The sequence below is a fragment of the Spirillospora sp. NPDC052269 genome (assembly GCF_040679435.1).
Classification (GTDB): domain Bacteria; phylum Actinomycetota; class Actinomycetes; order Streptosporangiales; family Streptosporangiaceae; genus Spirillospora.
On the sequence record NZ_JBFAUU010000002.1, the window covers coordinates 511,406 to 526,113 of the forward strand.

Below are 14,708 nucleotides of genomic sequence, written 5' to 3' on the forward strand. Positions count from 1 at the left end.
AGGATCACTTTTCCGCGAGGACCTTGGTCACGATCGGATTCAGCGTGGAGAAGGTCGTCGCGCCGAGCACCCGCGCCGCGATCCGGCCCTGCCGGTCGAGGACGAGGGTGGTCGGGATGGCGTTCGGCGGGACGTCCTTGAACGCCAGGCCGATGCGGCCGTCGCCGTCGAACACGCTCGGATAGGACACCTTGCGCCCGCGCTCGAAGGCGATGGCGTTGTCCTTGTCGTCCTTGAAGTTGACGCCGAGGAACTCGACGCCGTTGTTCTTGTTCTGCTGGTAGACCTGCTCCAGCGACTGCGCCTCGCCGCGGCAGGGCGCGCACCAGGACGCCCAGAAGTTGACCACGACGACCTTGCCGCGCAGGTCCGACAGCTTGACCGGCTTGCCTTCCAGCGTGCTGCCGTCCGCCCGCGGCGCGGCATGGCGGCTCGACAGGGACACTTCCTGGATCTTGCCGTTGCCGGCGATGAACCGGTTGTCGCCGGCGGCGGGACCGCCGGTGCCGCCGCCCGCGCAGCCCGCGAGCAGCACGACGGCGGCAGTGGACGCCGCGGCGGCGCCCACAAGGGAGATCCGGGGGCTCAACGCACCCTCCTACTACAAGACGTAGTACTCAATGTACCGACAGGCTCAGGCGCCGGCGACACCGGTCCCCCCGCCGATGCCCAGGGCGGGTTCGGCGTAGGAGACCCCGACCAGGCGGCTGCCCTCGAACTCCAGGCTGGTGACGCTGGCGAGGTTGCACTCGCGGCGGCCCGGGTGGTGCCAGAGGCGGCGGTGCTCGGCGTGCAGGCGCAGGATCCAGATCGGCAGCTGGTGGCTGACGCAGACGGCCTCGTGGCCGGCCGCGGCGTCCCGGGCGGCGATCACCGCGGACCGCATCCGGCGCGCGATCTGGGTGTACGGCTCGCCCCAGGACGGGCGGAACGGGTTCCACAGGTAGCGCCAGTGCTCGGGCCGCTTCACGCTGCCCGCGCCGACGCCGAACGTCAGGCCCTCGAAGTGGTTGTCCGCCTCGATCAGCCGATCGTCCACCGTGACCGGCAGCTCGAACGCGTCGACCAGCGGGGCCGCGGTCTCCAGGGCGCGCTGCATGGGCGAGGAGAACAGCGCGGTCACGTCGCGCCCCTCGAACCACTTGGCCGCCGTCCTGGCCATCTCGTTCCCGTCCTCGCTCAGGCGGAAACCGGGCAGCCGGCCGTACAGGACCCCGTCAGGATTGTGCACCTCACCGTGCCGCAGCAGGTGAACGATCGTCTTCTCAGTCATCGCGTCGCCAGGCTACCCGCCCCGCGGACGCCAACCGCCCCGCCCCCACGCGCACGGGAGAACCGAGCCCGGACGAGCACCGAAACGCCTGGTCAGACCATGGACGCGACCTGCCGGGACGCGGCCGGACGACGGGACACGGTCAGACGGTGGGACGCCTGCAGGTGGTGGGACGCGGTCCGACGACAGGACGCGGTCGGGCGGTAGGACGCGGTCGGGCGGCGGGACGCCTTCAGGCCGTGGGGCCGAGTTCGAACCAGGTGTGGAGGCGGCCCGACTCGCCGGAGGAGAACCCGAACCGGTCGGACAGGGACTCGATCAGGATGATCCCGTACCCGTTGTCGCGGGGCTCGTCGCCGACGCGCCTGGTCGGGACGGTCTCGGCGCCCTCGTCCACGACCTCGCAGCGGAGCACGCCGCCCCGGTCGTGCAGGGCCAGGGTGAAGCAGCCGCCGTCGCCCGAGCGGGAGTGCTGGACGCTGTTGGTGCAGGCCTCCGAGACCAGCAGCTCGGCCGTGTCGCGGCGCGGATCGTCCGCCAGCTCGTCCCGGACGAACCGGCGCGCGAGCGCCACGCTGGACGCGACGGCGGCCAGCTCGACCGCCCCGATGAGCTCTCCGACCTCGGCTCCGTACACGGCGCACCCCCGACCCTGGTGACGCACCGGCCCACTCCCGAGCCGCGCCACCTCGTTCCCCTTCCGCCACACAAGATAGGACGAATCGGACACCGTTCGCGCCGGAAATACCGCCCCGGGGTGTGACAACCCGAAGATCAATTCGGGCGTCCCACTGGCAAGATCACGAGAAAGGCCAACGATGCGCCGTTCAGTCTCAATCGTCGCCGCCGCCGGAGTCGCGCTCGCCGCGCTCGTCCCGGCCGCGGACGCCGCCACCCCGGCCTGGCGGACCGCCCGCACGGAGGCCAAGGCCACCTACACCGGCGTCACCGCGATCAACAGCAAGAACGTCTGGGTCGTGGGACGCGTCAGCGCGAAGCCCCACGCCTGGCGCTTCGACGGGAAGCGATGGTCCGACACCAAGCTCCCCGCGGCGCTCCAGAAGAGCGGCTACATCTACACCGTCGCCGGATCGGCGACCAACAACGTCTGGGCCTTCGCGGCCGGCGCGGCCGGGGCGTACGCGCTGCGCTGGAACGGCGCCAAGTGGACGGTCTCCCACACCTGGAAGGCGACGTCGGAGATCGGCGGCGCGGTCGTCAACGGCCCGAAGGACGTCTGGGTCCACGGCGAGGAGTACAGCGGGTTCAAGTTCGGCACCTGGCACTACAACGGAAAGTCCTGGAGCCGTCTCAAGCCCGGGTTCAGGATGACCGCCGGAGCCTCGGTCTCCAGCAAGAACATGTGGGCGGTCGGCGACAACGGGTCGGCGAAGCCGTCCCCGGTCGCCCGGCACTGGAACGGCAAGTCCTGGTCCACGGTCAAGCTGCCCGCGCTGCCGGTCGTGGGCGGCCACGCGTCGGAGCTGCGGACGGTCACCGCCCGCTCGTCCTCGGACGTGTGGATCGCCGGCGCGCGGTACGTGAACCCGGCGAACTACGCCACCCTGCCGATGGCGCTGCACTTCGACGGGAAGTCCTGGCGCCGGTTCGACCCGCCGACCAAGAACAACGTCCTCTCGATGGCCCAGGACGGCAAGGGCGGCGTGTGGGCCTCCACCCACTCCGAGATGTTCCACTTCAGCAAGGGCCACTGGACGAAGGCCGCCCTGCCCACGGTGAAGGGCAAGGACACGCGGGTCGGCCACCTGTCCCACGTGCCGGGCGGCACGTCCGCCTGGGCCACGGGCGCCTTCGTCTGGGACGGCATCCCCACCTCGCAGGGCGCGATCTTCCGGTACTGACGTCCAAGAGGCACTGACGTCCAGCCGGTGGTGACGTCCAGCCGGTGGTGACGCTCAGCCGGTGGTGACGCTCAGCCCGTGCTGACGTTCGCCCAGGTGTGGCGGTCGAGGAAGCCGCGGTCGTCGTTGGCGTACTCGGTGAAGGCCCGCTGCACCTCGGCCAGCTCGGGGACGCGCGCGCGGTAGAGCTCGCCGCGCGCGCCGTCCTTGTACTCGAGCTCGTAGGCGCCCTCCTCCGGGGACACCTGGATGAAGTGGTGGCCGAACACGACCAGCGCGGCGAACGGGTTCTCCGGGCCGAGCCGGGTCAGGACGTCCCGGACGAGCCCGAGGTCCGGATCGATCACGACCATCCCGTCGCCGGTGTGGAGTTGCATCCCCGGGTAGACGCCGACCGGGGCGATGTTGTGGACGAGCCCGCGGACCGGGTCCCAGACGATCAGCCCGTGGCCCTGCGCGATCGCGTAGACGTCCGTGGAGACCTGGTCGGCGCGGTCGTCGGCCATCTCGACGCGCGCGAAGCGTCCGCCGCCGGTCTCGGTGACCTGGACGTCGGAGTGCAGGCGGCGCAGCTCGATGACGAACTCCCCGATCACCGGGGTCGGCTCGGCGCCGGTCTCGTCGATCCCGGCCGCGTCCTCCCGGGTCAGCGGGCGGTCGGATCGCCAGAGGAGCAGCTCGTACGTCATGGCTTCATCATCCCAGCTCAGCGCTTGGACGCGGCGACCGCGTCGGCGATCTGGCGCTGGACCCCCGCCAGCGCCGCGGACGTGAGGGGGTTCTCGGCGGTCGCCCGCTCGACGCCGAAGGTCAGCGCGGCGGTGCAGACGTCCGCCTGCGCCTGGGGAAGGCGGCAGGTGAGCGACGGGCCGTTCATGATCCCCAGGACGACCGACACGTACGGCGACGGCGGCGCGGCCTCGGTCGTGCTCGGGTCCAGCCCGACGATCATCTTCGGGGACGGCCGTCCGAGGTCGAGCGGGCGGCGGACGCGCAGGTCGGACGTGCACTCGCCGCCGGACTTCCTGATCTTGGCGGCCTCGGGCGAGTCCGGGAAGTACAGGCACGTGGAGATGTTGAACGAGCCGATCGAGAACGGCGAGTAGGTGAGGACGCTCCCGGCCGCCCCGCCCCGGCCGATCGTCCCGGCGGCGGCGCTGTTCCCGGACGAGTGGGAGCAGGTCTGCCCGGCGGGCCCGACCACGTAGTCGCCCGGGACGGTGCGGTAGACGGCGGCCCCGGCCGGGAGGCGCACGGCCGTCCGGACCTTCGGGGGCGCGCTCTTCGGGGTCTGGTCGTCGCCGAACGGCCCGCTGACCTTGCACTGGTGGGACGCGACGAGCTGGACGGTCGGCGTCGGGCTCGGTGTGGGACGCGGCTTCGGCGGCGGCGACGCCGCGTAGTGCCGGACGGTCGCCGCACCGCCCGCGACCAGGGCCGTCGCGGCGACGCCCAGCGCGATCTTCGCCGTCGTGGACGCCAGCAGCCCCTGGGACGCCGCCGCGGACGTCCCGGCCACCGTGGAGGCGGCGCCGCCCGCCCCGGCGCCGGCCCCCGCGCCCGCGCCTGCCGCACCGCCACTGGAGCCGATCAGCGCGGCGATCGGGAACAAGGACGCCAAAGCAGCGGCGGAGGCCGCCAGGGCCCGGACTCCCCGGCGTTCCCAGTCCGGCCCGTAGGCGGCGGACGCGACGGCTTCCAGCTCGGTGACGAAGTCCGCCGCGCTCGGCGGGCGCTCCGCCGGATCCTTGGCCATCCCGTGCCCGACCAGCGGGCGCAGGGCCTCCGGAACGGCCTCGACCGGCGGCGGCTCGTTCAGATGGGCGTCCTCGATGGCGGCCAGGGATCCCGAGAACGGCCGGCTGCCCGCGACGCACTCGAAGAACACGCAGGTCGCGGCATAGACGTCGGTCGCGGGAGTGGCGACGCCGCGCCGCCACTGCTCGGGCGCCATGTACGGCGGCGTCCCGGCTCCGCCGCTCTCCCGCCCGGCGCTGACGGCGATGCCGAAGTCGATCAGCTTGCTGCGCCCGTCCGGCGGGACGACCACGTTGGCGGGCTTGTAGTCCCGGTGGACGACCCCGAGCGCGTGCGCCGCGGCGAGGCCGAACAGCGAGCCCTTCAGGACCGTGAGGGCGGCCTCCGGGGCGAGCGCGCCCTCGCGCTCGAGGACGGTCCGCAGCGGCACCCCGTCCACGGCCTCCATGACGATCGCGGCGCCCTCGTCGGTCTCCACCAGCTGGAAGAGCCGCGCGACGTGCGGGCTGTCGGCGCGTCCGAGCATGGCCGCCTCGTGCCGGAGCAGGGCCCGGTCCGCGTCGGCGGCGACGTACTTGATCGCGACGAGCGTCCCGGCGGTGTCGTGCCGGGCGAGTACCACCGAGCCCTGCCCGCCCGCGCCGAGTTCCCGGACCGTCGTGAACCCCGGGACCCGCCACCCGCTCATGTCGCCTGCACCCCTCGGACCTTGATCGATCCGGGCGAATGTAGCGGATCCTCCCACCCCGACCGTGAACACCCGCGCGCACGAGGGTGGGCACGCGGCGGGGCTCGTGAGTCCCGCCGCTCACCACCCGCACGTGTGGGCGGGCGGTCGGGGGTGGAAGGTCAGGCGGGGACGGGGACGTCGGCGGGGACGGCCGTCCGGAAGGCGTCCAGGGCGGCGCGGATGGCGGGACGGCGGGCCGCCTCCTCGCGCCAGACCGCGTAGACGCGGCGGGTGAGCGGGGCCCTCATGGTGACGATCTCGACCTCGGACGGGACGTCGCAGCGGCCGAGCCGGGGCAGTATGGCGACGCCCAGCCCGGCCGCGACCAGGGCGAGCTGGGTCGCGAACTCGTAGGCGTGGTGGTCGATGTGCGGCTCGCAGTCGATCGAGCGCAGCGTCCGGTGCAGCCAGTCGCAGCAGATCGAGCCGGGCGTGGAGCTGATCCAGGTCTCGCCCGCGAGCTCCTCCAGGTTGATCCCGGTGCGGCCGGCGAGGCGGTGGCCGGGCGGCAGCGCGACGTCCGCGACGTCCGCGCAGATGGCGCCCTTGACCAGGCCCTCGGCGAGCGGCAGCGGCTCGTTGTTCCAGTCCTGGACGACGGCCATGTCGAGGTCGCCGCGCAGGACGAGCGGCATGCTCTCCAGCGGGTCCTGCTCGCTCAGCAGGACGCGCAGGTCGGGATGATCGGCGTGCAGGGTGCGCAGGGCGGCCGGGAACAGGCCGCGGATCGCGGTCGGGAACGCGCCGACCGACAGCTGCCCGACGACGGCGCCGCGGTGGGCCTCGAGGTCGGACTGGGCCTGCTCGACCAGCGAGAGGATCCGGCCGGCGTGCCCGACGAGCAGCTGGGCGGCGTCGGTGAGCCGGACGCCGCGGCCGTTGCGTTCGAGCAGCTTCTGGCCGGTCTCACGCTCCAGCTTGGCCAGCTGCTGTGAGACGGCGGAGGTGGTGACGTGGAGCACGTCGGCGGCCGCGCTGACCGACCCGTAGGTCGCCACCGAGTGCAGCGCGCGCAGCCTTTCGAGATCCAGCATGAAGCAATGCTAAATCCATCTGTCAAGAAGTTCTAGCTTGTCCTAAACACACCTTTTAAGGACGATCAGGGCATGCGTCTCCGCCACGTGCTGCTCGCCGTGCTGATCGCCGCGGTGTGGGGTTTCAACTTCGTGCCGATCAAGATCGGCCTCGAACACTACCCGCCGCTGTTCTTCGCCGCCCTGCGTTTCACCGTGGCCGCGCTGCCCGCCGTGTTCTTCGTCCGGCGTCCGCCCGTCCCGGCGCGCTGGCTGCTGCTGGTCGGGCTGCCGCTCGGCGTCGGGCAGTTCGGGCTGCTGTTCATCGCGATGCGGATCGGCATGCCCGCCGGGCTGTCGTCGGTCGTCCTGCAACTGTCCGCGCTGTTCACGGCGCTGATCGCGTGGGTGACGCTGCGGGAGCGCCTCAAGGCGGGGCAGATCGCCGGGATGGCGGTCGCGTTCGGCGGGGTCGCGTGGCTCGGGATCCTGCAGTCCGGCGGGACGAGCGGACCGCTCGGCGCGTTCCTGCTGTGCGTCGCGGCGGCGTTCATGTGGGGCCTGGCGAACGTCGCGATGCGCCGGATGAACGCGCACGCCACCGGCCCGGTCGACTCGTTCGGGTTCATGGTGTGGATGTCGCTGGTGCCGCCGCTGCCGATGCTCGCCCTGTCGCTGGCCTTCGAGGGCCCCGGCGAGATCGGGCACTCGCTGGCGCACACGTCCCTGGAGGGGGTGGGCGCGCTGGCCTACATCGCCTACCTGTCCACGCTGGTCGGCTACGGCCTGTGGGGCTTCCTCATGCGCACGTACGAGGCCAGCACGGTCAGCATGTACTCCCTGCTCGTGCCTCCATTCGGACTGGCCGCGGCGATGGTCGTCCTGCACGAGCACGTGAGCCCGGCGCGGCTGGGCGCCGCCGCGCTGATCGTCGGCGGGGTCGCGCTCGGCGCCATCCGGATCCGCTCGCGCCGGACGCCCCTGGTCGTCGTCCCTGCCCCCGGTCCCGTCTCCGATTCCGTCCCTACGAGGTGACTCCGATGCAAGGAATTCATGTCCCGCTGGTCACGCCATTCTCGCCTGAGGGCCAGGTGGACGTGGCGTCGCTCGAACGGCTGGCCCGGCACGCCCTGGACGGCGGGGCGGACGGCCTCGTGGCGCTCGGCACCACCGGCGAGGCCGCGACCCTCACCCCGGACGAGCTGGAGACCGTCCTGCGCGTCTCACGAGGCGTCTGCGACGCCTACGGGGTGCCGCTGACCATCGGCGCCGGGACGATGGGCACGGACGCCACCATCGCGCAGGCACGCGAGCGCGCGGCCTATGCGGACACGTTGCTGGTCGTCGCCCCGTACTACCTGCGGCCGACCGAGGACGGCGTCGTCGCGCACTATGCCGCCGTCGCGTCCGCCGTGGACGTCCCGGTCCTCATGTACAACATCCCGTACCGGACGGGCCGAACCCTCTCCGCCGAGGCCCTGCTGCGCATCCTGGACCTGGACGGCGTCGTCGGCATGAAGCACTGTCCGGGCGGCCTCGACGGCGACACGCTCGTCCTGCTGGCCGAGGCGGGCGAGAAGGTCCTGTGCGGGGACGACCCGTACGTTTTCCCCATGCGCGCGCTGGGCGCGGCAGGCGCGATCGCCGCGACGGCCAATCTCGTGCCGTCCGCCTACGCGAACCTCGACCTCGCCACGCACGACCGGCTCGTCCCACTGGTGGACGCGCTGTTCTCGGAGCCGTCGCCCTCCGTCCTCAAGGCGTGCCTGGCCGCCCGCGGGCTGATCGACGACCCGTCCGTCCGGGCGCCGTTCCAGCCGCCGCGACCGGAGACCGTGGAGCGCGCCCTGAAGGCCGCCTTCTAGCGAAAATGCCAGGTCGGGGGCGCCCCAGCAGTGCGCCCCCGACCTGAGGAGAACCTAGACCGACGCCTTCGCCGCGGCCGCGGCCGCGGCGGCGGCGGCGTGCGGGAGGGCCTCGATGATCTTCGAGAGCGCGGTGTCGTCGTGCGAGGCCGACAGGAACCACACCTCGTACGCCGACGGCGGCAGGTAGACGCCGCGGTCGAGCATCGCGTGGAAGAACGCGGCGAACGCGGCGGTGTGCTGCGTCTGCGCCTGGGCGAAGTTCTGCACGACCGGGGCGTCCGTGAAGAAGATCGAGAACAGGTTGCTCGCGCGCTGCACCCGGTGCGGCACGCCCTCCTTGGCCAGCGCCTCGGAAGCCGCCTCGGAAACGATCTTCGCGTTCCGGTCGATCGCCGCGTACACGTCCTCGGTCGCGTTCCGCAGCGTTGCGAGCCCGGCCGCCGTGGCCAGCGGGTTCCCCGACAGCGTCCCGGCCTGGTAGACCGGGCCCGCGGGGGCGAGCCGGGCCATCACGTCGGCGCGTCCGCCGAACGCGGCGGCGGGCAGGCCGCCGCCCATCACCTTGCCGAACGTCATGAGGTCGCCCGCGACGCCCTCCACGCCGTACCAGCCGGACGCGGACGCGCGGAACCCGGTGAGCACCTCGTCCACGATCAGCAGCGCGCCGAACCGCTCGCACAGCTGCTTCAGCAGCAGGTTGAAGCCCTTGGTCGGCGGGACGACGCCCATGTTGCAGGGCACCGCCTCGGTGATCACACAGGCGATCTCGTCGCCGTGGACGGCGAACGCCCGCTCGATCCCGATCACGTCGTTGTAGGGCAGCACGATCGTGTCGGCGGTGGTCGCGCCGGTCACGCCGGGGGTGTCGGGGAGGGCGAGCGTCGCCGCGCCGGACCCGGCTGCGGCGAGCAGGGCGTCCACGTGCCCGTGGTAGCACCCGGCGAACTTGATCACCTTGGAGCGCCCGGTGAAGCCGCGCGCCAGCCGGATCGCCGACATGGTCGCCTCGGTGCCGGAGTTCACCAGCCGGACGGCCTCCACCGGCGTCCGCGCCACGATCTCCTCGGCCAGCTCGACCTCGCCCGCGGACGGGGCGCCGTAGGACGTGCCGCGGCCCGCGGCCCGCGTCACGGCCTCGACGACCACGGGATGGGCGTGCCCAAGGATCATCGGCCCCCACGAGCAGACGAGATCGACGTACTCGTTCCCGTCGGCGTCGGTGAGGTAGGGCCCGCGCGCGGACGCGATGAAGCGCGGGGTGCCGCCCACGGCCCGGAACGCTCTCACCGGCGAGTTCACGCCGCCGGGGATCACCCGTCCGGCCCGTTCGAACAACTCCTGGGACTTGTCTGCTTCGGTCACACCTCCAGTCAACCAGTTGCAGTTCGGTGACGCGCCTTGACCTCGCCTGGTACCGGCCGATATTCCAGCAAAGGCGTCGTCTGCCCCTTCGGGACAGGCGAGAATGCTTCAGGCGGGATGTCGGGTGTCGCGAGCGGCGACACCCCCGGGTTTCCACCGGCGCCGCCGGATCGGAGGGATGGCTCACACCGTGGTCGACGGCTGGACGGTTCCGGGATTCACCCATGAGCGGGACCTTGGCGGGGGTTCCGCGGGGCGCGTTGTGCTCGCGGTGGACGACATGACCCAGACCAAGGTCGCCATCCGCTATCTCGACAAGCGCCTCGAATCGGACGAGGCGCTGCTGTCGCGGTACCGGATGGTGGCGCGCAGGCTGTCCCAACTGGAGGATCCGAACGTCGTCGACGTCTTCGACTTCGTGGAGAACCCGTCGCCGAGCGGCGGGACGGCGATCGTGATGCAGCGCGCGGAGGGCGTCTCGCTCCGCCGCATCCTCGCCTCGCGCGGCCCCGGAGGGCCCCTGGCGGCCCTGTCGGCGCTCGGCGGCGTCCTCCTGGGACTGGCGGCGGGCGAGGGACGGGAGGTCGTCCACGGGGCGCTCCGGCCCTCCAACGTGATGGTCGCGCCGGACGGCGAGGCCCGCCTCACCGACTTCGGGCTCGGTTTCGGCCCGGCGGCGGGGCCCGCCTACGCCGCCCCCGAGCTCTGGGACGGCGCGCCGCCGTCGGCCGCGTCCGACCTGTACGCGGCCGCCGCGATCTTCTTCGAGTGCCTGACCGGGCGGCCCCCGTTCAGCGCCCGCGGCAACTCCGGCTGGGCCAAGGCGCACCGCGAGACGCCCGTCCCGGTCGACCAGGTGCCCGGCCCGCTGCGCGACGTCCTCGCGCACGGCATGGCCAAGGAGCCGGAGAAGCGGCCCGCCTCGGCCGCCGACTTCGCCGCCGAGCTCGAGGAGGCGGCGGTCGCGGCGTACGGGCCGTCCTGGGAGGCCCAGGGCCGCGGACGGCTCGCCGAGCTGGTCAAGGAGGCCGCGGCCACCCCCGAGCCCACCCCGTCCCGGATGCGGATCACCGGCCAGAACCGCGTGGCGGCCCCGTCCGGCGGGCGGAGCGGCGGCGGACGCCGCTGGGCCGTCGTCGGGCTGGCCGTCGTGGTCCTCGGCGGCGGAGCGGCCGGCGCCTACTTCACGATGGGCGGCAAGAAGGACACCGCCGACCCGCCGCACCCGTCGCAGGAGGCCAGCACCCCGGCCCCCACGCCGACCGCCCCGGCGGGTCCGGGCGCCGCCCTGGCCGCCCAGATCCGGGAGGCCACGACCCGCACGCCCTCCGCGACCTTCACGTTCAAGCGGTCGGGCCCCGGGGGCAACGTCAACGCGCACGGCTCGTTCACGCTGGTCAACGGCGCCGAGCCGTCCTACACGATGCAGCTCGCCGGGCCCGGCGAGACCAAGCGTCCAGGCCGGACCGTCGTGATCGGCGAGAACGCCTACGTGCGCGCGGGCAAGGCGTGGCGGCAGACCCCGGTGTCGGCGAAGGGCTACCCGTCGCTGGCCTCGCAGATCCGCTCGGCCGGGTCCGTCCCGGCCCTGACGGCACTGCTGGAGAACTCCACCAAGTTCCAGCACACCGGCGCCGTCTACCAGGGGACGGCCGCGCTCGGCGCCCTCGGCCAGCAGCCGGGCTTCGGCGGCCTGTACGCCGATCTGGCGCGGGCCACGGGCGCGCAGGAGGTCACGTTCTTCCTGCGCGTGGACAAGGCCAACCGGCCCGTCCAGCTCAAGCTGCGCGCGGGCGCCAAGCCGCACTGGCTGCTGACGAACTACACCGACTGGGCCCGCAAGCCCCCGATCGCCGCGCCCAAGACGGGCGCCTGACCGGGCGGTCCAGCAGATCGAGCAGATGGTTGACCAGACGAATGGCCAGAAGATGATGCGGCGTTCCCGGACGTCGGCCGCTTGGGCGCTCGCCGCCGTCGCGCTCGGCGCCGGGACCTTCCTCTGGGCCCGGCGCAGCCTGATCGTCGTCACCGTGGAGGGCTACAGCATGGCCCCCACGTTCCAGGACGGCGACCGCGTCCTCGTCCGCCGCCGCACGCTCGCGAGCGTGCGCGTCGGCGACGCGGTCGTCCTCGAACCGCCGGACACCCCCGACTACCGCTCCACCCGCCCCGGGACGGAGGGGACGGCGGGGACGGTGTGGAACGTGAAGCGGGTCGTCGCGCTGCCGGGTGATCCGGTGCCGCGCGGGGTGCCCGGAGAGGGCGGGACGGTGCCGTCCGGGCGGCTCGCCGTCCTCGGGGACAATCCGGATAGCGTGGACTCCCGGCAACGCGGGCTCTACTCGGGCGACCGGATGCTGGGCGTCGTCGTACGCAGGCTGAGCCGCGCGGACGCCCTCACGGACGGCGGCGAGGACGGCGTCGCGGACGGGCCAAACCGGCAACAGTCACCAAGATCACCTCTCGGCTGATCGCAGAAGTCACAACGTGGAACCGGCCTCTTGAGCACTTGATCGCCGCCGGTTAATTTCTGCTCAAGCGGGCGCCGAGCGGGTTCCGGAACCGACGAAGCGCCCGACCTGTCCTGCGACCGGAGCAATCCGGCGTGTCTGGAGGTGTTCTCCATGGTCCGTGCTCTGAGCAAACTCAGCGACCGAATGATCGACAGGGTCCTCCCGTCCACCAAGGCCAAGGCCGAGGCGTGCTGGTGGTCGAACGGCTTGTACTGCTGCGTCTACGCCGGTCACACCTACTGCACCTGATCGGCGGCCGGTCGTGCGGAGCGTAGCGTCGCCCTCCCCTGTTGCGGTGGGAACGGCGATCGCCACGCTCCGCGCCTCCGGACGGACGGCACCGGCCGGGCATCCCCCGGCCGGTGCCTTTCCCTTTTCCCGGGACGAATCGCGGTGACCCCTTCGACGGTTCCGCTGAGGCGGGTGCCGGGCGAGCATCGCACCCCCGAGGCCGTGGCGGGCTGGCGAGAGGCGGCTGCTGAGAGGCGGCTACAGGGCTTCGCAGGCGTCCGAGAGGACGCCGAGCAGGCGCAGGGGGTCGGGAAGAGGGTTCTCCGGCGGACGGATCCAGCTGACCGTCCGGCCATAGGTGAGAAGCGACGGCGGCGCTACTACGTAGCTGTCGCGGCAATGCCAGCGCATGCCGGGCGTCTCGGCGACGGTCTCGGGCGAGCAGTCGAGATGGCAGGACCACCACTCGTCCTCGTCCACGGGCGTGCGGGTGGCGACGAAGAACAGCCACCGCTCGTCGGCGACGTTCGCGACCGGGCCGTTCGGAAGGCCCTCGGCGTCGATGCGGGCCAGGGCCGCGGCCCCCGCCTCGGCGGGGACGTCGAAGACGTCGAAGACGCGTCCGGTCGGCAGGATGACGTTGGCGTCGGGACGCTCGGTCCACCAGCGGTCGATCACTGCGGGGTCGACGCTGGCCTGGATCGCCCAGGCGGCGGACACGGGGTGCGCGGCGGGGTCGGGACAGCCCACCCGGTCGCAGGAGCAGGCGCGGTCGCCGCCGACGGGCGCGTGCGCGCCGGGGACGCAGGGCCAGCCGAGGGCGGCGTAGGCGGACGCGGCGGCGGCGTTGGCGAGGGGCCGCGGGCGCTCGCGGTTCCGTTCGCGGGCCCGCCGGTTGTTCCTGTTGCCCGAGACCGCAAGCACGATGACGTCCCCCAATCACGCCGGGCCTGGGATCACCGGCCCCGTCCGGCTCCTTGTTAGTCGATGATGCCGGGCGGGAGGCCGCCCGGACACGGCAACCCCCCGGAAACGGTTCCAATTGACTAGGAGGAAGTGATCCCCGGCAAACGATCACCTACCTCGCGGCGGGGGTTCAGCCCAGCGTGCGGGCGACCTCGGTGGCGTAGTAGGTGAGGATGAAGTCGGCGCCGGCGCGGCGGATCGCCATCAGCGACTCCATGACGGTGCGGTCGCGGTCCAGCCAGCCGTTGGCGGCGGCGGCCTCGATCATCGCGTACTCGCCGCTGACCTGGTAGGCGGCGACCGGCACGTCCACGGCGTCGCGGACCTGGCGGAGCACGTCCAGGTAGGCCCCGGCGGGCTTGACCATGACCATGTCGGCGCCCTCGGAAAGGTCGAGGAAGACCTCGCGCAGGGACTCGTCGGCGTTGGCCGGGTCCTGCTGGTAGGAGGAGCGGTCGCCGAAGCTCGGCGCGCACTCGGCGGCCTCGCGGAACGGGCCGTAGAAGGCGGAGGCGTACTTGACCGAGTAGCCGAGGATCGACACGTTCTCGTGGCCGGCCGAGTCCAGCGCGGAGCGGATCGCGCCGACCTGGCCGTCCATCATCCCGGACGGCGCGACGACGGCGGCGCCCGCGGCGGCCTGCGCGACCGCGATGGAGGCGTACCGCTCGAGGGTCGCGTCGTTGTCGACCTCGCCGGACGGGGTGATGATGCCGCAGTGGCCGTGGTCGGTGAACTCGTCCAGGCACAGGTCGGAGATGAGGACGGTCGAGTCGCCGAGGTCGGACGCCAGGTCGCGCAGCGCGACCTGGACGACCCCGTCGGTCGCGTCGGCGGCCGAGCCCACGGCGTCCTTCACCTCGGGGACGCCGAACAGGATGATCCCGCCGACGCCCGCCTCGACGGCCTCGTGCGCGGCCTTGCGCAGCGACTCGCGGGTGTGCTGGACGACGCCGGGCATGGACGTGATCGGCTGCGGCTCGTCCAGGCCCTCCTTGACGAACATCGGCAGCACCATGTCCGCCGGGGCGAGCCGGGTCTCGGCGGTCAGCCTGCGCAGCGCCGGGGTGCGGCGGAGACGGCGCGGCCGGGCGACGGGGAACTGGGCGGACATCTCAGGCATCTCCAGAAA

15 protein-coding genes are annotated in these 14,708 nt (G+C 72.6%); 6 read left to right on the plus strand and 9 right to left on the minus strand.

Annotated features, from left to right (window positions below):
• Positions 1-4: 4 nt before the first annotated feature.
• From AB0L06_RS05805 to AB0L06_RS05815, 3 genes are all read right to left on the minus strand, one after another.
• Positions 5-589 carry a TlpA family protein disulfide reductase gene (locus AB0L06_RS05805; protein ID WP_500229744.1) on the minus strand — a complete coding sequence of 195 codons (585 nt, stop codon included), beginning with the start codon at positions 587-589 and terminating at the stop codon, positions 5-7.
• A 45-nt stretch (positions 590-634) separates the two neighbouring features.
• Positions 635-1,273 (minus strand): histidine phosphatase family protein, encoded by a 639-nt coding sequence (locus AB0L06_RS05810; protein ID WP_500229745.1) that lies wholly within the window; start codon positions 1,271-1,273, stop codon positions 635-637.
• 232 nt (positions 1,274-1,505) lie between these two features.
• Positions 1,506-1,910 carry an ATP-binding protein gene (locus tag AB0L06_RS05815; protein WP_500229746.1) on the minus strand — a complete coding sequence of 135 codons (405 nt, stop codon included), beginning with the start codon at positions 1,908-1,910 and terminating at the stop codon, positions 1,506-1,508.
• A 181-nt stretch (positions 1,911-2,091) separates the two neighbouring features.
• Here AB0L06_RS05815 and AB0L06_RS05820 point away from each other — a divergent pair, with 181 nt between their 5' ends.
• Positions 2,092-3,135, plus strand: coding sequence for a hypothetical protein (locus AB0L06_RS05820; protein ID WP_500229747.1), 1,044 nt, complete (start codon positions 2,092-2,094; stop codon positions 3,133-3,135).
• A 71-nt stretch (positions 3,136-3,206) separates the two neighbouring features.
• On the opposite strand, the gene AB0L06_RS05825 is transcribed toward AB0L06_RS05820, so the two are convergent.
• The 3 genes from AB0L06_RS05825 to AB0L06_RS05835 all read right to left on the minus strand — a co-directional run bounded on the left by AB0L06_RS05825 (position 3,207) and on the right by AB0L06_RS05835 (position 6,657).
• Positions 3,207-3,824 carry a hypothetical protein gene (locus AB0L06_RS05825; protein ID WP_500229748.1) on the minus strand — a complete coding sequence of 206 codons (618 nt, stop codon included), beginning with the start codon at positions 3,822-3,824 and terminating at the stop codon, positions 3,207-3,209.
• Positions 3,825-3,841: 17 nt separating this feature from the next.
• Complete coding sequence (locus AB0L06_RS05830) at positions 3,842-5,581, minus strand: serine/threonine-protein kinase (RefSeq protein ID WP_500229749.1); 1,740 nt, start codon at positions 5,579-5,581, stop codon at positions 3,842-3,844.
• A gap of 161 nt (positions 5,582-5,742) precedes the next feature.
• Positions 5,743-6,657 (minus strand): LysR family transcriptional regulator, encoded by a 915-nt coding sequence (locus AB0L06_RS05835; protein ID WP_500229750.1) that lies wholly within the window; start codon positions 6,655-6,657, stop codon positions 5,743-5,745.
• A gap of 72 nt (positions 6,658-6,729) precedes the next feature.
• Here AB0L06_RS05835 and AB0L06_RS05840 point away from each other — a divergent pair, with 72 nt between their 5' ends.
• Together AB0L06_RS05840 and AB0L06_RS05845 are read left to right on the plus strand one after the other, a co-directional pair.
• Entirely contained in the window at positions 6,730-7,671 is a 942-nt protein-coding gene (locus tag AB0L06_RS05840) for an EamA family transporter (protein WP_500229751.1), read from the plus strand.
• Between the two features lie 5 nt (positions 7,672-7,676).
• Positions 7,677-8,501: a dihydrodipicolinate synthase family protein gene (locus tag AB0L06_RS05845; protein ID WP_500229752.1), complete on the plus strand. Its 825-nt coding sequence runs from the start codon at positions 7,677-7,679 to the stop codon at positions 8,499-8,501.
• 54 nt (positions 8,502-8,555) lie between these two features.
• Here the strand turns inward: AB0L06_RS05845 and hemL are convergent, their stop codons facing one another.
• Complete coding sequence (gene hemL / locus AB0L06_RS05850) at positions 8,556-9,866, minus strand: glutamate-1-semialdehyde 2,1-aminomutase (RefSeq protein WP_500229753.1); 1,311 nt, start codon at positions 9,864-9,866, stop codon at positions 8,556-8,558.
• Positions 9,867-10,044: 178 nt separating this feature from the next.
• On the opposite strand from hemL, the gene AB0L06_RS05855 reads away from it, so the two are divergent.
• The 3 genes from AB0L06_RS05855 (at position 10,045) to AB0L06_RS05865 (ending at position 12,628) form a co-directional block, all read left to right on the plus strand.
• On the plus strand, positions 10,045-11,742 hold the full coding sequence (locus AB0L06_RS05855; protein ID WP_500229754.1) for a serine/threonine-protein kinase: 1,698 nt from the start codon (positions 10,045-10,047) through the stop codon (positions 11,740-11,742).
• Positions 11,743-11,767: 25 nt separating this feature from the next.
• On the plus strand, positions 11,768-12,337 hold the full coding sequence (locus tag AB0L06_RS05860) for a S26 family signal peptidase (RefSeq protein WP_500229755.1): 570 nt from the start codon (positions 11,768-11,770) through the stop codon (positions 12,335-12,337).
• A gap of 153 nt (positions 12,338-12,490) precedes the next feature.
• On the plus strand, positions 12,491-12,628 hold the full coding sequence (locus tag AB0L06_RS05865) for a hypothetical protein (RefSeq protein WP_500229756.1): 138 nt from the start codon (positions 12,491-12,493) through the stop codon (positions 12,626-12,628).
• Positions 12,629-12,868: 240 nt separating this feature from the next.
• On the opposite strand, the gene AB0L06_RS05870 is transcribed toward AB0L06_RS05865, so the two are convergent.
• Positions 12,869-13,534, minus strand: a complete 666-nt coding sequence (locus AB0L06_RS05870; protein WP_500229757.1) for a bifunctional DNA primase/polymerase — start codon at positions 13,532-13,534, stop codon at positions 12,869-12,871.
• A gap of 172 nt (positions 13,535-13,706) precedes the next feature.
• The gene (hemB, locus tag AB0L06_RS05875; RefSeq protein ID WP_500229758.1) at positions 13,707-14,690 is read right to left on the minus strand and encodes a porphobilinogen synthase; all 984 of its coding nucleotides are present in this window, start codon (positions 14,688-14,690) and stop codon (positions 13,707-13,709) included.
• Between the last annotated feature and the right edge of the window lie 18 nt (positions 14,691-14,708).